The sequence below is a fragment of the Amycolatopsis sp. NPDC114503 genome (genome assembly GCF_055633655.1).
The window spans coordinates 463,368-480,155 of record NZ_JBVKDT010000003.1; the positions used below are offsets into that span (position 1 = coordinate 463,368).

15 protein-coding genes and 1 pseudogene are annotated in these 16,788 nt (G+C 71.2%); 7 read left to right on the forward strand and 9 right to left on the reverse strand.

From position 1 onward, the window contains the following. Positions 1-77: 77 nt before the first annotated feature. Positions 78-299: pseudogene (locus tag ACZ7OI_RS14830) on the forward strand (nucleotide disphospho-sugar-binding domain-containing protein); the annotation flags it as partial. A 211-nt stretch (positions 300-510) separates the two neighbouring features. On the opposite strand, the gene ACZ7OI_RS14835 reads toward ACZ7OI_RS14830, so the two are convergent. Genes ACZ7OI_RS14835 through ACZ7OI_RS14845 form a run of 3 tightly spaced genes read right to left on the reverse strand, consistent with a single transcriptional unit; the run spans position 511 to position 4,230 of the window. Further along, positions 511-1,173: a response regulator transcription factor gene (locus ACZ7OI_RS14835; RefSeq protein WP_470264720.1), complete on the reverse strand. Its 663-nt coding sequence runs from the start codon at positions 1,171-1,173 to the stop codon at positions 511-513. Between the two features lie 10 nt (positions 1,174-1,183). Beyond that, positions 1,184-2,830, reverse strand: a complete 1,647-nt coding sequence (locus tag ACZ7OI_RS14840) for a right-handed parallel beta-helix repeat-containing protein (protein WP_470264721.1) — start codon at positions 2,828-2,830, stop codon at positions 1,184-1,186. Continuing rightward, complete coding sequence (locus ACZ7OI_RS14845) at positions 2,830-4,230, reverse strand: BTAD domain-containing putative transcriptional regulator (protein ID WP_470264722.1); 1,401 nt, start codon at positions 4,228-4,230, stop codon at positions 2,830-2,832. Before ACZ7OI_RS14845 ends, ACZ7OI_RS14840 begins: the two co-directional genes overlap by 1 nt. Positions 4,231-4,264: 34 nt before the next feature. Here ACZ7OI_RS14845 and ACZ7OI_RS14850 point away from each other — a divergent pair, with 34 nt between their 5' ends. Beyond that, positions 4,265-4,939, forward strand: coding sequence for a response regulator transcription factor (locus tag ACZ7OI_RS14850; protein WP_470264723.1), 675 nt, complete (start codon positions 4,265-4,267; stop codon positions 4,937-4,939). Then, positions 4,936-6,186, forward strand: a complete 1,251-nt coding sequence (locus tag ACZ7OI_RS14855) for a sensor histidine kinase (RefSeq protein WP_470264724.1) — start codon at positions 4,936-4,938, stop codon at positions 6,184-6,186. The genes ACZ7OI_RS14850 and ACZ7OI_RS14855 overlap by 4 nt, the downstream gene beginning before the upstream one ends. 42 nt (positions 6,187-6,228) lie before the next feature. On the opposite strand, the gene ACZ7OI_RS14860 is transcribed toward ACZ7OI_RS14855, so the two are convergent. The 5 genes from ACZ7OI_RS14860 to eccCa are packed head-to-tail and all read right to left on the reverse strand — an operon-like array spanning position 6,229 to position 13,713. Continuing rightward, entirely contained in the window at positions 6,229-7,428 is a 1,200-nt protein-coding gene (locus tag ACZ7OI_RS14860) for a hypothetical protein (RefSeq protein ID WP_470264725.1), read from the reverse strand. 14 nt (positions 7,429-7,442) lie between these two features. After that, the gene (locus ACZ7OI_RS14865; protein WP_470264726.1) at positions 7,443-7,916 is read right to left on the reverse strand and encodes a hypothetical protein; all 474 of its coding nucleotides are present in this window, start codon (positions 7,914-7,916) and stop codon (positions 7,443-7,445) included. Between the two features lie 11 nt (positions 7,917-7,927). Next, a complete protein-coding gene (locus ACZ7OI_RS14870; RefSeq protein WP_470264727.1) occupies positions 7,928-9,286 on the reverse strand; it encodes a hypothetical protein in 1,359 nt (452 codons plus the stop codon). A gap of 16 nt (positions 9,287-9,302) precedes the next feature. Then, positions 9,303-9,701, reverse strand: coding sequence for a hypothetical protein (locus ACZ7OI_RS14875; RefSeq protein WP_470264728.1), 399 nt, complete (start codon positions 9,699-9,701; stop codon positions 9,303-9,305). A 46-nt stretch (positions 9,702-9,747) separates the two neighbouring features. After that, positions 9,748-13,713 carry a type VII secretion protein EccCa gene (gene eccCa, locus ACZ7OI_RS14880; protein ID WP_470264729.1) on the reverse strand — a complete coding sequence of 1,322 codons (3,966 nt, stop codon included), beginning with the start codon at positions 13,711-13,713 and terminating at the stop codon, positions 9,748-9,750. A 174-nt stretch (positions 13,714-13,887) separates the two neighbouring features. On the opposite strand from eccCa, the gene ACZ7OI_RS14885 reads away from it, so the two are divergent. Both ACZ7OI_RS14885 and ACZ7OI_RS14890 read left to right on the forward strand, forming a co-directional pair. Then, the gene (locus tag ACZ7OI_RS14885) at positions 13,888-14,223 is read left to right on the forward strand and encodes a type VII secretion target (RefSeq protein WP_470264730.1); all 336 of its coding nucleotides are present in this window, start codon (positions 13,888-13,890) and stop codon (positions 14,221-14,223) included. Positions 14,224-14,251: 28 nt separating this feature from the next. After that, positions 14,252-14,548, forward strand: coding sequence for a hypothetical protein (locus ACZ7OI_RS14890; RefSeq protein WP_470264731.1), 297 nt, complete (start codon positions 14,252-14,254; stop codon positions 14,546-14,548). A 93-nt stretch (positions 14,549-14,641) separates the two neighbouring features. On the opposite strand, the gene mycP is transcribed toward ACZ7OI_RS14890, so the two are convergent. Next, the gene (gene mycP, locus ACZ7OI_RS14895; RefSeq protein ID WP_470264732.1) at positions 14,642-15,928 is read right to left on the reverse strand and encodes a type VII secretion-associated serine protease mycosin; all 1,287 of its coding nucleotides are present in this window, start codon (positions 15,926-15,928) and stop codon (positions 14,642-14,644) included. Between the two features lie 117 nt (positions 15,929-16,045). Between mycP and ACZ7OI_RS14900 the strand changes: the two genes are divergently transcribed. Further along, positions 16,046-16,414: a YbaB/EbfC family nucleoid-associated protein gene (locus tag ACZ7OI_RS14900; RefSeq protein ID WP_470264733.1), complete on the forward strand. Its 369-nt coding sequence runs from the start codon at positions 16,046-16,048 to the stop codon at positions 16,412-16,414. Then, positions 16,414-16,788, forward strand: a complete 375-nt coding sequence (locus ACZ7OI_RS14905) for a hypothetical protein (protein WP_470264734.1) — start codon at positions 16,414-16,416, stop codon at positions 16,786-16,788. Before ACZ7OI_RS14900 ends, ACZ7OI_RS14905 begins: the two co-directional genes overlap by 1 nt.

Genomic DNA, 16,788 nt, shown 5'->3' on the forward strand with positions numbered 1-16,788 from the left:
GGGGAGGATCAGCGGCTGTGCGCTGAGGGACCGGTGCCGCCACCCTCGACGCCGAGGCACGCCCGTTGTCCACGTTGGTCGCGGCGTTCGGCGGCCTTCCGGGATGGCATGTGGTGCTGCAGATCGGCAAACACGTCGATCCGGCGGCACTCGGGGAGCTGCCGGGGACGGTTGAGGTGCGGGATTGGCTGCCGCAGATGGCGGTGCCGGAGAGTGCTTCCGCGTTCGTCACCCATGGCGGGACGGGCGGGTGCGCGGAGGGGTTGCTGCACGGCGTGCCGATGATCGCGGTACCCCAGGATCCGCGTACCGGCCAGCCGACAATGCCGACGCTTTGGTGCGGCTTGGGGTCAGGTGGAGGGCGAGACCGGGGCTGCTGACTTGATCGAGGCGGAGCTGGCGGGTTCAAGGTGAGGGCGCGGAAGGCTGAACCATCCGGCTGTGCCGCAGAATCCGCACGCCTGCCACCAAAGGCGCAGCCGAATGACCGCAACCCGCGCACACGGACCGCTACCCCGCGAACCGGTAGCCGACCCCTCGGACAGTCTCGATCAAAGTCTGCTCCCGCAGTTTGCGCCGGAGCTGCCGGACCACGACCTCCAGGACGTTCGAGTCCGGATCGGCCATCCGGTCCCACGCGTGCTCGATCAGTTCCCTGCGCGGCACCGGCGCGCCCGCCGCGGCCATCAGGCGTTCGAGGACCAGGAATTCCTTCGGGGCCAGGGTGAGCAGGACGCCCGCGCGGCGCACCTCGCGCGTGCCGGCGTCGAGTTCCACGTCGCCGCGGCGCAGGACGGCCGGGCGGGTTCGCGGCGCGGGGCTCAGGCGGCACAGGCTGCGGACTCGCGCGACCAGTTCGGCCATTTCGAACGGTTTGACGAGGTAGTCGCCGCCGAGTTGCAGGCCTTCGACCCGGTCGGCGGTGCTGTCGCGCGCGGTCAGGAACAGCACCGGGACCAGCCAGCCGGACCGGCGGCGGTGCTGCACGTAGCGGAGGGAGTCGCCGGAGGGCAGCATCCGGTCGAAGACCACGCAGTCGTAGGCGTTGACGAAGAGCGCTTCGTCGGCGACCGGCAGATCGGCCGCCGCGTCCACGGCGAATCCGGCGCTGCGCAACGAAACGTCGAGGGCTATCCGCACGTTGTCATCGTCTTCGACCACCAGCACTCGCACGAAACCCAGGTTAGCGGGCGACCGCCGCCTCGATGTCGGCGATGCTCAGGGTCCGCAGTTCCTCGAGGGTCGGCACCCGCCCGAGCAGCCGCAACCGCTGGGACTGCGACTTCCGGACGCCTTCGAACAACCGCCGCGCGTCGCGGGCGTTGCCGAAGTTCTCCTCGCCGGAGATCCGCGCGAAATGGTCCACGAGCACCGGTTCCGCGGCCGCGTCCAGTTCGTAGTCCTGGCCGGAGACCATCCGGCCGATGATGCCGAGCAGTTCGCCGGGGGTGTAGTTCTCGAACTCGATCGTCTTGCCGAACCGCGACGCGAGCCCGGGGTTGGCGGACAGGAACCCGGCCATCTCCTTCGTGTACCCGGCCACGATCACGGCCACCTCGTCCCGGTGGTCCTCCATCATCTTGACCAGGGTGTCGATCGCCTCCTGGCCGAAGTCGCCGCCCGCCGAGCCCGCCCGCGACAGCGTGTAGGCCTCGTCGATGAACAGCACCCCGCCTTTCGCCTCCTCGAAGATCAGCGCCGTCTTCTCCGCGGTGTGCCCGATGTACTGGCCCACGAGATCACGACGCGACACCTCCCTGAACTGGCCGTGCGGCAGCACCCCCAGTGCTTGAAGCAGCCGCCCGTACAGCCGGGCCACGGTCGTTTTCCCGGTGCCGGGCGCGCCGGCGAAGATCAGGTGGTGGCTCGCGCCGCCGACCGGCAGGCCCGCGTTGCGCCGCCATTCGTTGACCTGCAGTTCGTCCACCAGCGAGCGCACTTCGGCCTTGACCCGGGGGAGGCCGACCATCGTGTCGAGTTCGGTGAGCAGTTCGTCCGGCGCCCCGCCGCCGGAGCCGGCCGGTCCGGTGGCTTCGACTACGACCGGGCTCGCGCCGTCTGCCAGGGAAATGCCCGGTTCCGCGGTGTTTTCCGCCCGGCACTCCTCAATGCTGCCGCCGCATCCGGCCGCGAACGCGATGCCGGCGCCGCGCGAGTCCCGGACCGTGCACTGCCGCAGCACCGGCGCGCTGTGCTGGGCCACGGCGATCCCGTCCGAGCCGGTCCGCGAAATGACGCAGTTTTCCAAGACTGGACGGCTGTATTGGTAGACATACACCCCGCGCAGTCCGCACTCGGTCACGGTGCAGCCGCGCAACACGGGTGCGGCCCCCATGCCGATCACGACGCCGTCGCCGGTCACGTCCTCGATGACGGTGTCCGCCAACCGTCCCGGGCTGCCTTCGATCACCACGCCCTGCTCGACAGCTTTGAGCGAGCAGCCCGTCAGCTCGAACGCCGCCGTGCCCTCGATCCGCACCGCAGGCCCGCGCCCGCCAGTGATCAGACAGCGGCGCACGACCAGCTCAACGTTTTCCGCGGACAGCGCGGCCGACTCGCCGGCGTGCAGCTCGATCCCTTGCAGCGTCAGGGATCCGCCGACCGCGTGCAGCACCGGATGATCCGCTCCGGCACCATCGACGATCACCTGCGCCCCGGCCTCCGCCGTCAGCGTCACGTGCAGGCCGGACAGGGCGAGCACCTCGCGATACCGGCCCTCGGCGACAGTGATCACGGCGTGGTCCGGAGCAACGGAGAGCGCGTCGCCGATCGTCGGGTACGCGCCGGGCCGGTCGGCGACCAGGAGGCGTCGTGCGTTCGGGGTCGTCATCAGCCCGCCTCGGCCATCAGCCAGCCCCGGCCGGCGGCCTTCGCCCCGGCCTGGAACCGGCTGCGCGCGCCGAGCCGGTTCATGATGTCGGCGACCATCCGCCGGACCGTGCGCACCGAGATGTCCAGCCGGGCCGCGGCCGATTCGTCGGTGCTGCCGGAACACAGCAGGGTCAGCAGATCGCGTTCGCGGCGGGTGAGCCCGGCGGCGCCGTCGCGGTCGTCGAGGCCGGTCGGGATCAGCGGCACGGCCTCGGGCCAGATCCGGTCGAACAGCCCGGCCGTCGCGGCGACGACGCCGGGCAGCCGGAACACCGCGGCGGAGGTGCTCCCCTGTCCGGCCCGGTCGTCCGGCAGCACCGCGGCCGAACGGTCGACGACCACCGCGTCCATCGGCACGTCGGCCACGGTCCGCACGTCCGCTCCGGCGAGCGCCAGGCCGCCGAGCGCACCGGACAGCCGGACCGAATCGGGGCACAGCACGCGGTAGCGCACGCCGGGCCGCAGCGTGGCCTGGCCGAGGCGGCGCACCGCGTCCGCCGGTCCCGGCCCGGCGGTGGCGCACATGATCAGCACCTCGCTCGCGGCGGACGCCAGCAGCCCGTCGATCCCGGCCGGGCGCGGCGCGGATCCGCCGCCCGCGACGAGGCTGAGCTTCGCGCCCGTGCCCGGCTGCCGCGCCTGCAGCACCTTCCGCTGCGCGGCAACGAGTTCCGGCCCCGGTTCCCAGCCGAGTTCGCGGGCCAGCAGCTTCCGCGCGTGCTCGAAGGCGGCGAGCGCTTCGGCCGGACGACCGGCTTGCTGCAGCGCCAGCACGAGCCGCGCCCAGCTGCTTTCGCGGAGCGGGTCGTGATCGGCGACCTCGCGCAGCAGCGTGATCGCGTCCGTCGCGCGGTCCGACGCGAGGTACGCCTCGGCGAGCAGCGACAGGATCTCGGCGCGCCGCTCTTCCCATTTCGCCGCGGCCGCCCGCGCGCCGTCGAACTCGAGACCCTCGAACGGCTCGCCCTGCCAGTGCCCCAATGCGGCGGACAGCCGCTCGGCAGCGGTGTCGTACGCCGCGTCGGCCAGCGCCGCACGACCGGATTCCGCCAGGGTTTCGACCAGCTCGGTGTCCAGCTCGCCCGGCAGCACCTTGATCCGGTAGCCGCCCGGCCGGCTTTCCAGCCGCTCCCCCACGCTTTGCCGCAGCTGCCACACGTAGCTGCGCAGATTGCGCAGCGCGGAGGCCGGCGCGGCCTGTTCATGCCAGATTCCGCCGATCAGCTGATCGACTCGGACCCAGGCGTTAGCGTGCAGGAGCAACAACGCCAGGAGCGCGCCCGGTTTCGTCGCCCTCAGCTCGATGCGGGTGCCGCTCGACGGGCGCGCCTCGAGCGGACCGAGTAGTTGAAACTGCATGCGCTAACTTTCCATCGGGACACCTGAGGTTTGGATGACAACGGTGATGGTCGTCGAGGACGACGAGAACATGCGGGTCGCGGTCGCCGCGCAGCTGAGCGCGGCCGGACTCGGCGTGCACGTCTGCGGAGACCTCGCCGAAGCCGGAAGAGCGCTCCGCGTGCGCTCCTACGACTGCGCGGTGTTCGACCGGATGCTGCCCGACGGCGACAGCCTCGGGTACGTCGACGCGCTCCGCCGCCAGGGCTGGCACACGCCCGTGCTGTTCCTCACCGCGCGCGATTCGCCCGCCGACCGCGTCGCCGGGTTCGAACACGGCGCGGACGACTACCTGGTCAAACCGTTCGCGATGGCCGAGCTGACCCAGCGGGTGCTGAACCTGTGCCGGCGCAGCGGGTCGGACCGGCCCTCGGTGCTCCGCCACGACGACCTCGTGATGGACTGCGCGCGGCGCGAGGTCCGCAGGGCCGACGTGCTGCTCACCCTGTCCAACAAGGAGTTCGCCGTGCTGGAGTACCTGCTCGTCCGGTCGGGACAGGCGGTGAGCCGGGCCGAACTGCTCGAACACTGCTGGGCCGCGGCTCCCGAGGAAATGGGAGACAAGTCCAATCCGGTCGACGCGGTGGTGAAGCGGCTGCGGCGCAAGCTGCGGGAACCGGAACTGATCCACGCCGTGCGCGGTCTCGGCTACCGGTTCGGCGCTCAGTGAACGGCTCCGCCGCCGACCGGCTGCGCCGGCTGCGCTGGGTCCTGACCGCCCTGTTCACCACGATGAACGCGATCGGGCTGATCGTGCTCGCCTGGATCGTCGTCAACGAGGACGCCGATCGCGGGACCGCCGAGGTCACCGCGAGCCTCGACCGCGTCACGTCGTCGGTCAGCAGGCTGGTCGGCTACGACGGCGGCGTGGTCAGCTTCGCGCTCGTCAACAGCGACCTGCTGAACGCCGACTGCCCCCAGTTCGCGATCCTGCCCGGCGGCGCGCAGACCTTCCGGCCGCATCTGTCCGGCCGCTCCTGCGTGCCGATGGACACCGGCGTGCTCAACGGTCTCGCCGCCGACGCGATCCACACCGGCGGCCCCGTCAAGGGTTACCAGCAAAGCACCGACGGCCGGTCGGTGCTGGTGCACGCGCAGCCGTTGCTGAACCCGTCCGGGAAGTACCTCGGTGCAGTCGTCGCGGTCGCCGACCTGACCGACACTCAGTCCGCGCACACGCGGTTCGTGCTGCTGGTGGTCGGCGGCTGCGTGCTGCTGATCGCCGTGCTGGGCTTCGCCGGACATCTGCTGTCCGGCCGGTCGATCCGGCCCGCGGCGGCGGCGTTGCAGGAACAGGAAGTGCTGCTCGCCGAGACCGCGCACGACCTGCGCAGCCCGGTCGCCGCCCTGCGCGCGCTGGCCGAAACCGCCCAGGCGAACCCGGATCAGCGGGCCGCGCTGCTGCCGAGGACCGTGCAACTGGCGTCCGACATGGGCAGCATCATCGACAGCCTGCTGGTCCGGGCCCGGCTCGCGGCGGGCGTCGAACAGCTGAACCTGCAACCGGTGTGGCTCGACCAGCTGGTCACCGACATCGCCGAGAGCGCGCACACCGGAGGCGCGCAGGTGACCGTGACCGCAGCCCCGACGAAGGTGAACGCCGACCCGACGCTCATCCGCCGCGCGGTCGGCAACCTGCTGGACAACGCCGTCCGCTACGGCAGGCAGCCGGGCGCGGAAGCGATCGTGCACATCACGGTCTACGGCGGGACGGTCACCGTGGCCGACCACGGGCCCGGCATCGACCCGTCGACGGCCGCGGACGCGTTCGACCGGTTCAGCAGCACTGGCGGATCCTCCGGGCTGGGGCTGTCGATCGTCCGGTGGGTGGCGCAGGCTCACGGCGGCGTGCTGTCGGTGTACAACGCGGACGAGGGCGGGGCGATCTTCGAGCTGCGCTTTCCGCAGGCGGCGTGACGGCCGGACCGAGACTTTCGGCCCGGCCGCCACCGCCCGGCGCTAATCCGCCGTATTGATCAGTTCCACGGTGCCGCTCCCCGACTCGCCGAACCGGTTAGGCCGCGCCGCGAACCCGTCCTGCGCGCCATTGGACCGGCCCCGCAGCGCGACCGTCACGCCGTCGTTCGCGGTGGAACGGCGACGTCCGTTGGCCGATTGGCCATCCGTGTTCTCCGCGCTGCCGGGCCGCAGGGTTCCGGCGGCTCCGGCGCTCATGCCGTGCGGCGTCATCGGCGGCATCATCCCGCCGGCACCGCCCCGGGCGGAACCGTTCGCGGCGCCCTCGGGTTCCACGCTGCTCCGTTTCGCCCCGGTGGAACGCATGGCGGGCATCGCACCCAGCCCAGCGCCAGCGGCACCGAGCGCTCCGAAGGGCAATCCCGAGGCCACCGGCGCGGAGCCGGCCGGGGAAGGCATTCCGCCGAGCGCGCCGCCCAGGTCGCCCGGCGACAGCGAGCCCGGGCCCAGCCCGGCGAGCGAAAGGCCTTGCCCCGACGTCCAATCCTTCGGGTCCAGACTCAGTCCGTGCCCGTTGCCGCCGACGGCTCCGGGCAGGCCGCTGGTGAGCTTCGACAGGTCCGGGGAACTGCCCGACCCGCCGCCGATTCCCGCCGCCTGAGCCAGGCTTTGCACCTCGGTCAGGAAATTCACCGCGGCGTCCGCTGTTTTCACCGCGTCCGCCGAGGAGATATTGAAGTTCGGGATCAGGTCCGCCGGGTTCGTGACGCCCGCCGCCCCGCACACGGCCAGCATCGCGCCGTCGTACTGCGCGCCCAGCTCGTTCATCACCGTCGCGGAGCTTTGCCAGGCCTGCAAAGCCAATTCCCAGGTGAGCGGGTTCATCCGGGTGGCCGCGTATTCGGCGTAGAAGCCTTCGACCAGGCCTTGCGTCACCGGCAGGGTGTCCGCGAGCGCGTTCAGGTGGGTCGAGACCTGCGACGCGCCGATGCGATCGCCCCACGTCGTCAGGTCGGCGATCGACCGGCCGACCTTGGCCTCGAACGAATCCGCGGCCTTGTCCTGCCAGCCGGCCAAGGTCACGGTGCCCGCGTTGCGCCGCAGTTCGGCGGCGGCGGTCTGGCTCCAGGCATGGACCTCCGACCACATCGTCGCCGCGGAGCGCAGCGTCGGGATGTGCGCCTGTTCGGCGTCGATCATCGCCTTGTGGAAATCGGGAAGCAGCACGTTGTAGGGAATCACCGGTCAACTCCTCTTCAGACGGATTTCGGGGCGGACGGGTGTTCGGGCAAGGAGGCTCCGCCGGTGCCGGTACCAGTGCCGGTACCAGTGCCGGTACCAGTGCCCGTGCCGGTGTCAGTACCGGTGCTCGGCGTTTTCCCGGTGCCGGAGAACTGCTTCAGCACGCCGATTCCCTTGTCGGCCACCTTCATCGTGGACGTCGCCAGGTCGATGCTGTTGATCAGATCGGTCGCCTTGTACTGCGCGGCGGCGGCCTTCACCTTCGCGGAAATGGTCGTCATGTCCTCGCTGGTGTTGCCGATGTAGGCGCCGACCACGCCGGTCGCGGCCTTGTCCAGCACGGCCATCAGGATTCCCTCGACCGTGCCCAGCGGGCTGACCGGCTCCCCCAGCCTGGCCAGCGACGCGGGCGGCGCCGGGGCCTTGGTCTGCGCGGAGAACACCGCCATCGCCTCGGGGTCCCCCTTGATGAAGGATGCGTCGGACATCTTTCCCCTCCTCAGGTTCGGTAACTGCGTTCCGGGCCGGCGCTGCCGACCTGCCACAACTCTTCGTCGAGCACTTCGGCGGGCGCCTGCTCGACCGGCGGCGGCGGCTTCTTGGGAGCCTTCGCCGGAGCCGGTTTCCTGCGCTTGCCTCCGGTTTCCCGTCCGGCCAGCACCACCCCGGTCTTGCCGTCGGTCTTGCGCGACCGCACGGCGTTGACCTGTTCGGCCGCCCCCGGCCGGATCCCGCCGGAGCCGGAGCCTCCCCGCCCCGCCCCGGATTGCGGCGGATACATCGGCGGCATGCCGCTGCTGCCGGTGCTCCCGGTTCCCGCCGTCGTCGCCGTCCCGGCGGGTGCGGCTCCAGCGGAAAGCCCGGCCTGCGCCGCGTTCGGCGAGACAGCCCCGCCGACGCCCGCGCCCGCCCCGGCCGGACCGCCGCCGACACCGACACCGCCGATTCCCGCTCCCGCCCCGCCGCCGACCGAGCCAGCGAGCCCCGGCAGTCCGGAATCCGGTTGCGGGACCGCGGAAAAATCCGCGGGCTGATACAGATCAGCGGGGTTGAAGGCACTGCTGACCGGATTCGGCACCTGCGCGGCGTTTCCCCCGCCTCCGCCCGCATTCTTGGCCAGGTCGAGCAGCTTGCTCGCCACGTCCGCCGCGTTCTTCGCGGTCACCAGCGGCGATTCGGGCGAGTTGCCGGCAGGGTCCTTGGCGGGTTCCTCGGTGTCGGGAACGTCCTGCGGGGACGGGCTTTCCTGCGGGCTCGCCGGGTTGCCGCCGCCGTTGACCGGCGTGGCCGAACCCGGTCCCGGCTGATCCGACGACGAGGTCAGCCCGACCTTCGGATCGCCCGACAGCTGCCTGCCGGGAGCGGCGAGCAGCTTCGACGTCACGTCCTGGTACAGCGGCGCCAAGGCGTCCAGCTTGTCAGCGACGTCGTTGCGCGCACGCTCGACGTCGTCGTTCGACGCGTTCGACGGCAGGTTCGCGATTTTGGCGTCCGCGAAGCCCCGCGCGTCGTGGATCCCGTTGATCAGCGCGGTGATCGCCGCGCTGATCTGGTCGGTGGTCGTGCTGGTCGTCAGCGGGCCGCCCGATTCGGCCCCGCCCGCCATCTCGTCGGTCCAGGATTGCGCGACCCGCACCACTTTGAGCGCCTCGGCGTCGAAGGCGCTGCCCGCGAAGTCCTTCCAGCCGTCGGCGAGAGCGAGGCGCATCGTGTCCAGATCGGACGCTTGTTCGGCCAGCCAGGGACGAACCTGGGTCCACATCGCCGAAGCGGCGCTGAGCAAGGGCACGTGCTGGTCGCACTCCGCCACGATCATGGCGCGGAGGTCGCCGAGCAGCATCTTGCGGTAGTCGGTCACGGCAGGCCCCCGCGTCCTACTGCTCGTGCCCGGACGTGAGCGACGGCAGCACCGCGGGCAGGCCGTCGCCGGTCATCTTGCCGAACGCCGTGCGGGTGAAGTCGTCGAAGGCCGCCCTCGCGAGTTCATCCTTGGCGGCTTGGTCGGTGAAGTGGTAGTTCTGCGCCGCGTTGTGGGCGAAAGTGCCCAGCGCGTTGACGGTCTCCTTGAACTGGGTGATGAACCGGTACAGCCGATCGGTGGTCCCGCTGTCCGCGTCCAGCACGGTTTCGTGGCCGTTCAGCATGCTGCCGCAGCCGCCGCTGCCCCGTCCGGCCACCAGGTCCGGGACCGGGACCCGGGCCAGGCTTCCCGCGGTCTCGGCGAACCGCTCCATCGCGGCCGGGATTCCGTCCATTCTGTCCGGTGGTGCCATCGCGCTCTCCTGCTTCCGCTCGTCTGTCCACAGTGGTCTCTTCGGTTCAGGCCCGGGGCGGCGACCAGGCCAGCTGCACCAGCCCCTTGTTCCCGCGCCGGTCGACCAGCCAGCCCCGGCCGGGAGGCAGCACCTGCGCGCGCATCCCGCCGAGCAGCGGGCCCTCGTCCCGGTCGCCGGACATCAGCACGCCGGTCGCGCCGACCTCGCGCATGCGGTTGAGGACCGGTTCGTACAGGCCCTTGCCCGCGCCGCCGGTGCGGCGGGCGAGCACGATGCGCAGGCCGATGTCGCCCGCTTGGGCGGCCAGCGGGAGCAGCGGCATGAGCGGGTGGTTCGGGTGCGTGGCCACCATGTCGTAGTCGTCGACGAGCACGAAGATTTCCGCGCCCTGCCACCAGTTCTTCGCCCGCAGCTGCTCGGGCGTGACGTCCGGGCCGGGCAGCCGCCGCGACAGCCTGGTGACCACCTCGTTCAGCAGCGCGATGCTGTGCGCGTCGTTGGTGCCGGTGCCGAGCAGGTACTCGTCGGGGATCTCGCCGAGCAGCCCTCGCCGGTGGTCGATCAGCACGATCCGCGCCTGCTCCGGCGTGTACGCCGCGCAGATGCGGCGGGCCACCGTGCGCAGGAACGACGTCTTGCCGGACTGGGTGTCGGCCAGCACGAAGAAGTGCGGATCGTTCGCGAAGTCCAGCCGCAGCGGCGACAGGTCGTGCTCGTGGACGCCGACCGCCAGCCCGGCGTCCGGTCCGCTCAGCTCGTCGGCGGCGGGGAGTTCGCCGTAGTCCAGCATGCCGGGCAGCAGCCGTACCGGCGGCGCCGCGGCGCCGGGCCACGCGTCCGCGATCGCCGCGACCAGGCCGGCGATCCCCTCGGGCAGATCGCCGACGCTGTGCCCGCCGTCGATGCGCGGCAACGCGATCAGCATCTGGTGCTTGCTCGCCGACAGTCCCCGGCCGGGCCGTTCGGCGGGCACGCCCATCGCCGCGCGCCGGTCGATGATCGAATCGATCGGGTCGCTGATCTTCAGCTCCAGCCTGCTGGCGAACAGGTCGCGCACGTTCATCCGCAGGTCGAAGGAGCGGGAACACGCGGCGACCACGTGGATCCCGTAGGCGAGACCGCGCGAGGCGATGTCGCTGACGATCTCCTCCTGCTGGTCGAAGTCGTTGCGCAGGGTCAGCCAGCCGTCGATCACGAGGAATACGTCGCCGTGCGGATCGTCGGGGAACTCGCCGGCGGCTTTGCGCTTCCGGAACGTCGCGACGCTGTCGATCTTGTGCTCGGCGAACAGCCGCTCCCGCTGGGCGAGCAGCGTGGCCACCTCGGAAACCGTGCGGCGGACCGCGCCGGTGTCCAGCCGTCCGGCCACCCCGGCGAGGTGCGGCAGCCCTTCCAGCGAGGCAAGCGTTCCGCCGCCGAAATCGAGGCAGTAGAACTGCGTTTCGCGCGGCGTGTGCGTGAGCGCGAGGCTGAGAATCAGGGTGCGCAAGGCCGTGCTCTTGCCGCTCCGCGGGCCGCCGATGACCACGACGTGCCCGGCGGCGCCCGACAGGTCCAGGCTCAGCGGATCGCGCCGCTGCTCGTACGGGCGGTCCACCAGGCCGAGGACCGGGCGCAGCGCACCGGCCAGTTCGGTCGAGTTGGCGGTCAGCCCGCGTTCGCGGTGCGCGACCAGGTCCGGCAGCAATGCGTCCAGGGACGGCGATTCGTCCAGCGGCGGCAGCCACACCTGGTGCGCGGGCGTGCCGCGGCCGACCAGCCGGTCGACCATGATGTCCAGCAGCGATTCGCCGACCGCGGCGTCGGATTCCGGCTCGGGTTCGGCGGCGTCCCCGGCGTCGATCGCGGGCGCGTGGTAGGCGGTCGTGTATTCGTGCAGCACCAGGTCTTCCGGCGGGCCGGCCGGTCCGCCGGACTGGCTGATCCGGCGGTGCACGCCGGAAACGTAGGCCGAGCGGAACCGCACCATGGATTCGGTGCCCACCTTGAGGAAGCCGTTCCCCGGCGCCCGCGGCAGCTTGAACGCGTCCGGCACGCCGAGCACCGCCCTGCTCTCCATCTCGGAGAAGGTCCGCAGGCCGATCCGGTAGGAAAGGTGGCCTTCCAGCCCGCGCAGCCGCCCCTCGTCCAGCCGCTGCGACGCGAGCAGCAGGTGCACGCCGAGCGACCGGCCCAGCCGTCCGATTTGGACGAACATGTCGATGAAATCCGGCTTGGCGGAAAGGAGTTCGGAGAACTCGTCGCAGATGACCAGCAGCGTGGGCACCTCCGGAAGCGGGGCTCCGGCCTGGCGGGCCTTCTCGTAGTCGCGCAGCGAGGAGAAGTTCCCGGCCGCGCGCAGCAGTTCCTGGCGCCGGATCAGCTCGCCGTTGATCGCGTCGGTCATCCGGTCGACCAGGTGCAGTTCCTCGGCGAGGTTGGTGATCACCGCGCTGGTGTGCGGCAGTTTGTCGAGCCGCGTGAAGGTCGCGCCGCCCTTGAAGTCGATCAGCGCGAAGTTCAGCGAACTCGGCGGATGCGTGATCGCCAGCGCCAGCACGAGCGTCCGCAGCAGTTCGGACTTGCCGGAACCGGTCGCCCCGATCAGGAGCCCGTGCGGGCCCATGCCCTCCTGCGCCGACTCCTTCAGGTCGAGGTCGATCGGGGCGCCGTCCTCCTGGATGCCGAACCGGATCCGCAGCCGGTCGCGGTTCGGCCGCGGCGTCCAGGTGTCCTCCGGCGACAGGTCGTACGGATCGCCCAGCCCCAGCAGGTCGGCGAGGCCGAGTTCGGAGCTCATCGGCGCGTCGCGGATCCCCGAGCTGAGCCGCAGCGGCGCGAGCTGCCTCGCCAGTCCCTCGGCCGCGGCGCCGTCGAGGAAATCCGCCTCGCCGAGCTGCGCTTCGCCGTCGGCGGTCCGGCTGGAAAGCGCGCCGTCGGCACCGACCGACAGCAGCACGGACGTCCGCGCGGGCACCCTTGGCGGCGGAGTCGACAGGTCGAACACCGTGACGCCCTCCACGCCGCCGCCGGTCATCAGGTGGTCCGATCCGGCGACCTCGCCGCCGTCCAGCACCACGACCAGGTACGGCCCGGGGACGCTGACCTGCTGGTCGGGATCGAACCGCGGGCGAGCCCCCAGTTCCTCCTCCAGCATCGCTTCCAGCGCCGACACCGCCGGAACCACCAGCCGCAGCGGGCCGAGAGCGTCCGAACGCGCCGGGTGCAGCGAATGCGGAAGCCACTTCAGCCATTCCCAGTCGGCGCGGCGGTCCTCGCTCACGCACACCGCGATGCGCAGATCGTCGGGCGACTGCAGCGCGGCGAGCTGTGCCAGCACCGAACGCAGCATGCCGAGCGCCGCAGTGCGGTCCCCGCGCACGTGAATCCGGCTGAAGCCGTTGACCGCGATCGCCAGCGGCAGCCCGTCGACTGTGCGATGGGTGGAGAGGAACTTCCGCAACGCCAACGCCGACAGCGGTTCGAGCTCTTCGAGCGGCAGTGTGTCCGGTGCGACGAGCGCGAGCGCCGGTCCCTGCGGACCGCGACCGATCCGCGCCACCGCGAAATCCTCGTCGTCCTTGCGCCGCTCCCACAGCCGGTAGCTCGCCGCGAGGGACCACAGCGCCGTCGGCTCCGGGTGAAGGTAGTCCATGGCCGTGCGCTGCCGGCGCACCGCGCGACGCAACCGCACCCGGTGCTGTGCCAGGTGCCGCAGGTACTTTCGGCGGGCCTGCCCCATCTCCCGCTTGCTCGGGCCGCCGCCCTGCAGCAGCCCGGTGAGGATCATCCCCAGCATCCCGACGCCCATCAGCCCGTAGACCACGAACCGGAGGGAACCGCCGAGGTTGCCGGAGTAGAGCAGCAGCGTCGAGGCCATCATGGCGAGCATCGGCAGCACCGTGAACACCTGCGCCCACTGCCGTCCCGGCGGGGCCGGGATCGCCGGGGGCGGTTGCAGCATCAGCTCGCCGGCCGGCATCTCCGGGGCCGGTTTCCGCGCGGGCCGCTTGACCAGGACTGTCGCCATGGCACCGATCTTCCGCGCCCGGCGGGCGTCGCGGGCGGCCGTGGCAGGAACGTGCCGCCGGGCCGGTGTCGCCCGCCGGAGGAACTAGCTTCGGGAAAGCGGGGAGGCGGCCGGGAAATCCGGGGCGCGTTCCCGGGACCGCGAATGGAGGGTCTTGTGACAGGGTTCAATTTCATGAACGGCGATCCCACGCAGATGCGCGGGATCGCGGACAACTGGCGTGGCCTCTACGAGGAGGTCGCGAACCGCAACACCAGCCTGAACACCGGGAACACCGGGCTGGAAGGCGTCTGGAAGGGCGCCGGAGGGCGGATGTTCCAGGGCATCGAGCCGGACCGGTTCTCCCAGAACCAGCGGCTGACGACCAGCGGCCACGGACTGGCCGACACCCTGACGACGTCGGCGAACAAGTATTTCGAGAACGACGCGGAAAACGGCCGCGCGCTCAGCGTGACCGGCGATTTCCAGGTCGACACCGGGTCGTTCGGTTCCGCTTTCGGCGCCGTCTGAGCCACCGCACCGGAGAAGGGAGACCACAGTGACCGACCAGATCCTGATGTATTTCGACCAGGTCCAGAGCCAGGCGCAGGAGATCTTCAAGACCGCCGGCCAGGACTCGACGTCGTTCGGCGACGTGTACCAGCGCGCGAAGGACGCGTTCTCGAGCGTCCTCACCGACGGCAACGGGCACGAGATGGACGCGGCGATGGGCCAGAAGTTCAAGCTGGACAACGAATACAACGACCGGGCCCAGGCGATGGGCCGCGCCACCTCGAACTCGGTGGACCGGTCGCAGCAGTGCGTGCAGAGCTGCGCTGCCACTTGGCAGGTGTGATCCGCACGCGGTGAAACTGCGAGGCGCGCCCCGTTCGCGGACGGGGCGCGCTTTCTGGTGTCCGGAATGGACTGTCTGATCAGGACGGTCCGATCAGGACTGGCCAAGCAGCGAAACCTGATCCGGCAACTCCTCCCCCGCCGGCTCGGCAGGCAAAGCCGCGGCACGCCCCGCTCGCCACCCCCGACGACCGCCCCGTCGCACGACCACCACGGCCAGCACCGCCAGCACCAGAACTCCAGCACCGCCGAAAGCAAGCCAGGACGCCGTCGAGGCCGCACCGCGCACCCACGCGGCGTGCGCGACCGCGGCCCGATCCTCCGGAGCCGGGTGATACGCCGGAATCCCCGCCGACGGGGCGAGGTTCATCCCGTCCGTGACCGCCCGGTACGGATTGACCAAACCAGCTCCGTACGCGTCGCTCGCTTGCCCGCCCCGCGCCGGGCTGGCGGTCGCCTCAAGCCGCCGGATCACCTCCGGCGCGGACAAGTTCGGCCAAGCCGCACGAACCAAAGCCGCGGTCCCGGCGACGAACGGCGTGGCGAAACTGGTTCCGTCGTCGTAAGCATGACCATCCACCCGGGTCGCCGCGAGCACCTTCGCGCCCGGCGCAACCAGTCCGACGTACGGCCCGATCTGCGAGCTGGACGCCCGCGCCCCGTCGATGTCCACCGCGCCGACGCCGAGGACCCCGGGATACGCCGCGGGATACGAAGGGAGTTTCGTCGACGCGTCCTGCTGCGCGTTGCCCGCCGCAGCGACCACCACGACGTCGCTGGCCACCGCGTAGGCGACTGCTTCGCGGATCGCCGGGAAGTCGGCGGTCCCGGACATCGAGAGGTTCAGCACGCGTGCGCCTTGCCCGACCGCGTAGACGATGCCGTTCGCGACCGTCTGCGGGTTGATCCGCTGGATCTGGCCCTGGTCGGTGAGGTCCTGGTCGCTGACCCGGACCGGCAGGACCGTCGCGTCCGGGGCGACTCCGCGGAAGCCGACGCCGGGCAACGGGTCCGCCGTGACGATGCTCGCCACCGCGGTGCCGTGCGAATCGCAGTCGAAGGAGCCGGGAAGGTCCTGGTTCGCCACGAAATCGCGTCCCGGCAACACCTTTCCGGGTCGGCGCAGCTGCGGGTGGTCGGCGTCCACTCCGGAATCCACCACCGCCACCACTACCCCGCCGCCGCGCGTGTACCGCCACGCCGATTCGGGGGCGAGCGTCTGCTGCGCCCAAGGCTGAGCGGTGATCTCCGGGTGCGCGGGTTGGGCGTTGGTGCAGACTCCCGCAGGCGGTGCGGCCCGCGCCGCGCCGCCGCCGAGGACGAACTGGAGCGACGCCACCGTCAGCACGGTGGCGACAGAAGCCTTACGGAATCGGGTCACCCTCGCGATACTGCGGCACTTCGCGCTCGTTCCCGGCTCCGTGGCCGCTACCGGTCACCATCCGCCACAGCCGCCCGCGCGGCCCCAGACTGGCGTCCGGAAGCGAGGAGGACCGGCATGGACACGCCCGATATGTACGAGGAATACCGGCAGCTGGCCGCCGACATCCGGGACGCCCAGTCCAGGATGGCCGAAGTCCGCGCCGAAGCCTCGTCCGACGACGATCTCGTCACCGCTGTCGTCGGCGGTTCCGGCGAACTCGTCGAACTGCGCCTGGACTCCCGGATCTACCGGGCACCGGATTCGGCGCGGCTGGCCGCCGACATCACCGAAGTCGTGCACCGGGCCGCGGAACTCGCCCGCCAGGAGACCTTCTCGATCCTGTCCGGATTCCTGCCGCCCGACGCCACTCCGGAAACCGCCGATCTGCGCGCGGATCCGATGCTGCACGAGCTCGACCGCCAGCTCGCCGGAGAGGGCCGCTGATGGCCCCGCCGGAGAAGCCCGCCCCCGGCGAACACCTCGTCGACCGCACCGACCCCGGCGGCTACGCCGGAATGTACCCGGACGCCACCGAGCAGGTCTTCCGCGCGCTGGCGCAACTGCGGCAGACCTACCACGACACGCTGGGCGGCATCCGGAACGATCTGCAGCAGGAGTACCACGTCGGCAACGGGGCGACCGGCGAGGCGTTCATGGATTCCTACCGCGACTGGGCGAAGAGCCTCGACCGGAACGCGCAGCTGGCCTCGCTCGGCCTCGAGCATCTGACCGGCCAGGCCGTCGGGCAGATCGCCGAATACCGCACCGCGGACGCGAAGAACGCCGCCGAGCTGCGTTCCTCGCAGACCGGGCAGTAG

Excerpts from the sequence above, each read along its gene's own strand:
- ACZ7OI_RS14845 (WP_470264722.1), bottom strand. The coding sequence starts at position 4,230 with ATGCAGTTTCAACTACTCGGTCCGCTCGAGGCGCGCCCGTCGAGCGGC.
- ACZ7OI_RS14900 (WP_470264733.1), top strand. The coding sequence starts at position 16,046 with ATGGACACGCCCGATATGTACGAGGAATACCGGCAGCTGGCCGCCGAC.
- ACZ7OI_RS14885 (WP_470264730.1), top strand. The coding sequence starts at position 13,888 with ATGAACGGCGATCCCACGCAGATGCGCGGGATCGCGGACAACTGGCGT.
- ACZ7OI_RS14865 (WP_470264726.1), bottom strand. The coding sequence starts at position 7,916 with ATGTCCGACGCATCCTTCATCAAGGGGGACCCCGAGGCGATGGCGGTG.
- eccCa (WP_470264729.1), bottom strand. The coding sequence starts at position 13,713 with ATGGCGACAGTCCTGGTCAAGCGGCCCGCGCGGAAACCGGCCCCGGAG.
- ACZ7OI_RS14850 (WP_470264723.1), top strand. The coding sequence starts at position 4,265 with ATGACAACGGTGATGGTCGTCGAGGACGACGAGAACATGCGGGTCGCG.
- ACZ7OI_RS14875 (WP_470264728.1), bottom strand. The coding sequence starts at position 9,701 with ATGGCACCACCGGACAGAATGGACGGAATCCCGGCCGCGATGGAGCGG.
- ACZ7OI_RS14840 (WP_470264721.1), bottom strand. The coding sequence starts at position 2,830 with ATGACGACCCCGAACGCACGACGCCTCCTGGTCGCCGACCGGCCCGGC.
- ACZ7OI_RS14905 (WP_470264734.1), top strand. The coding sequence starts at position 16,414 with ATGGCCCCGCCGGAGAAGCCCGCCCCCGGCGAACACCTCGTCGACCGC.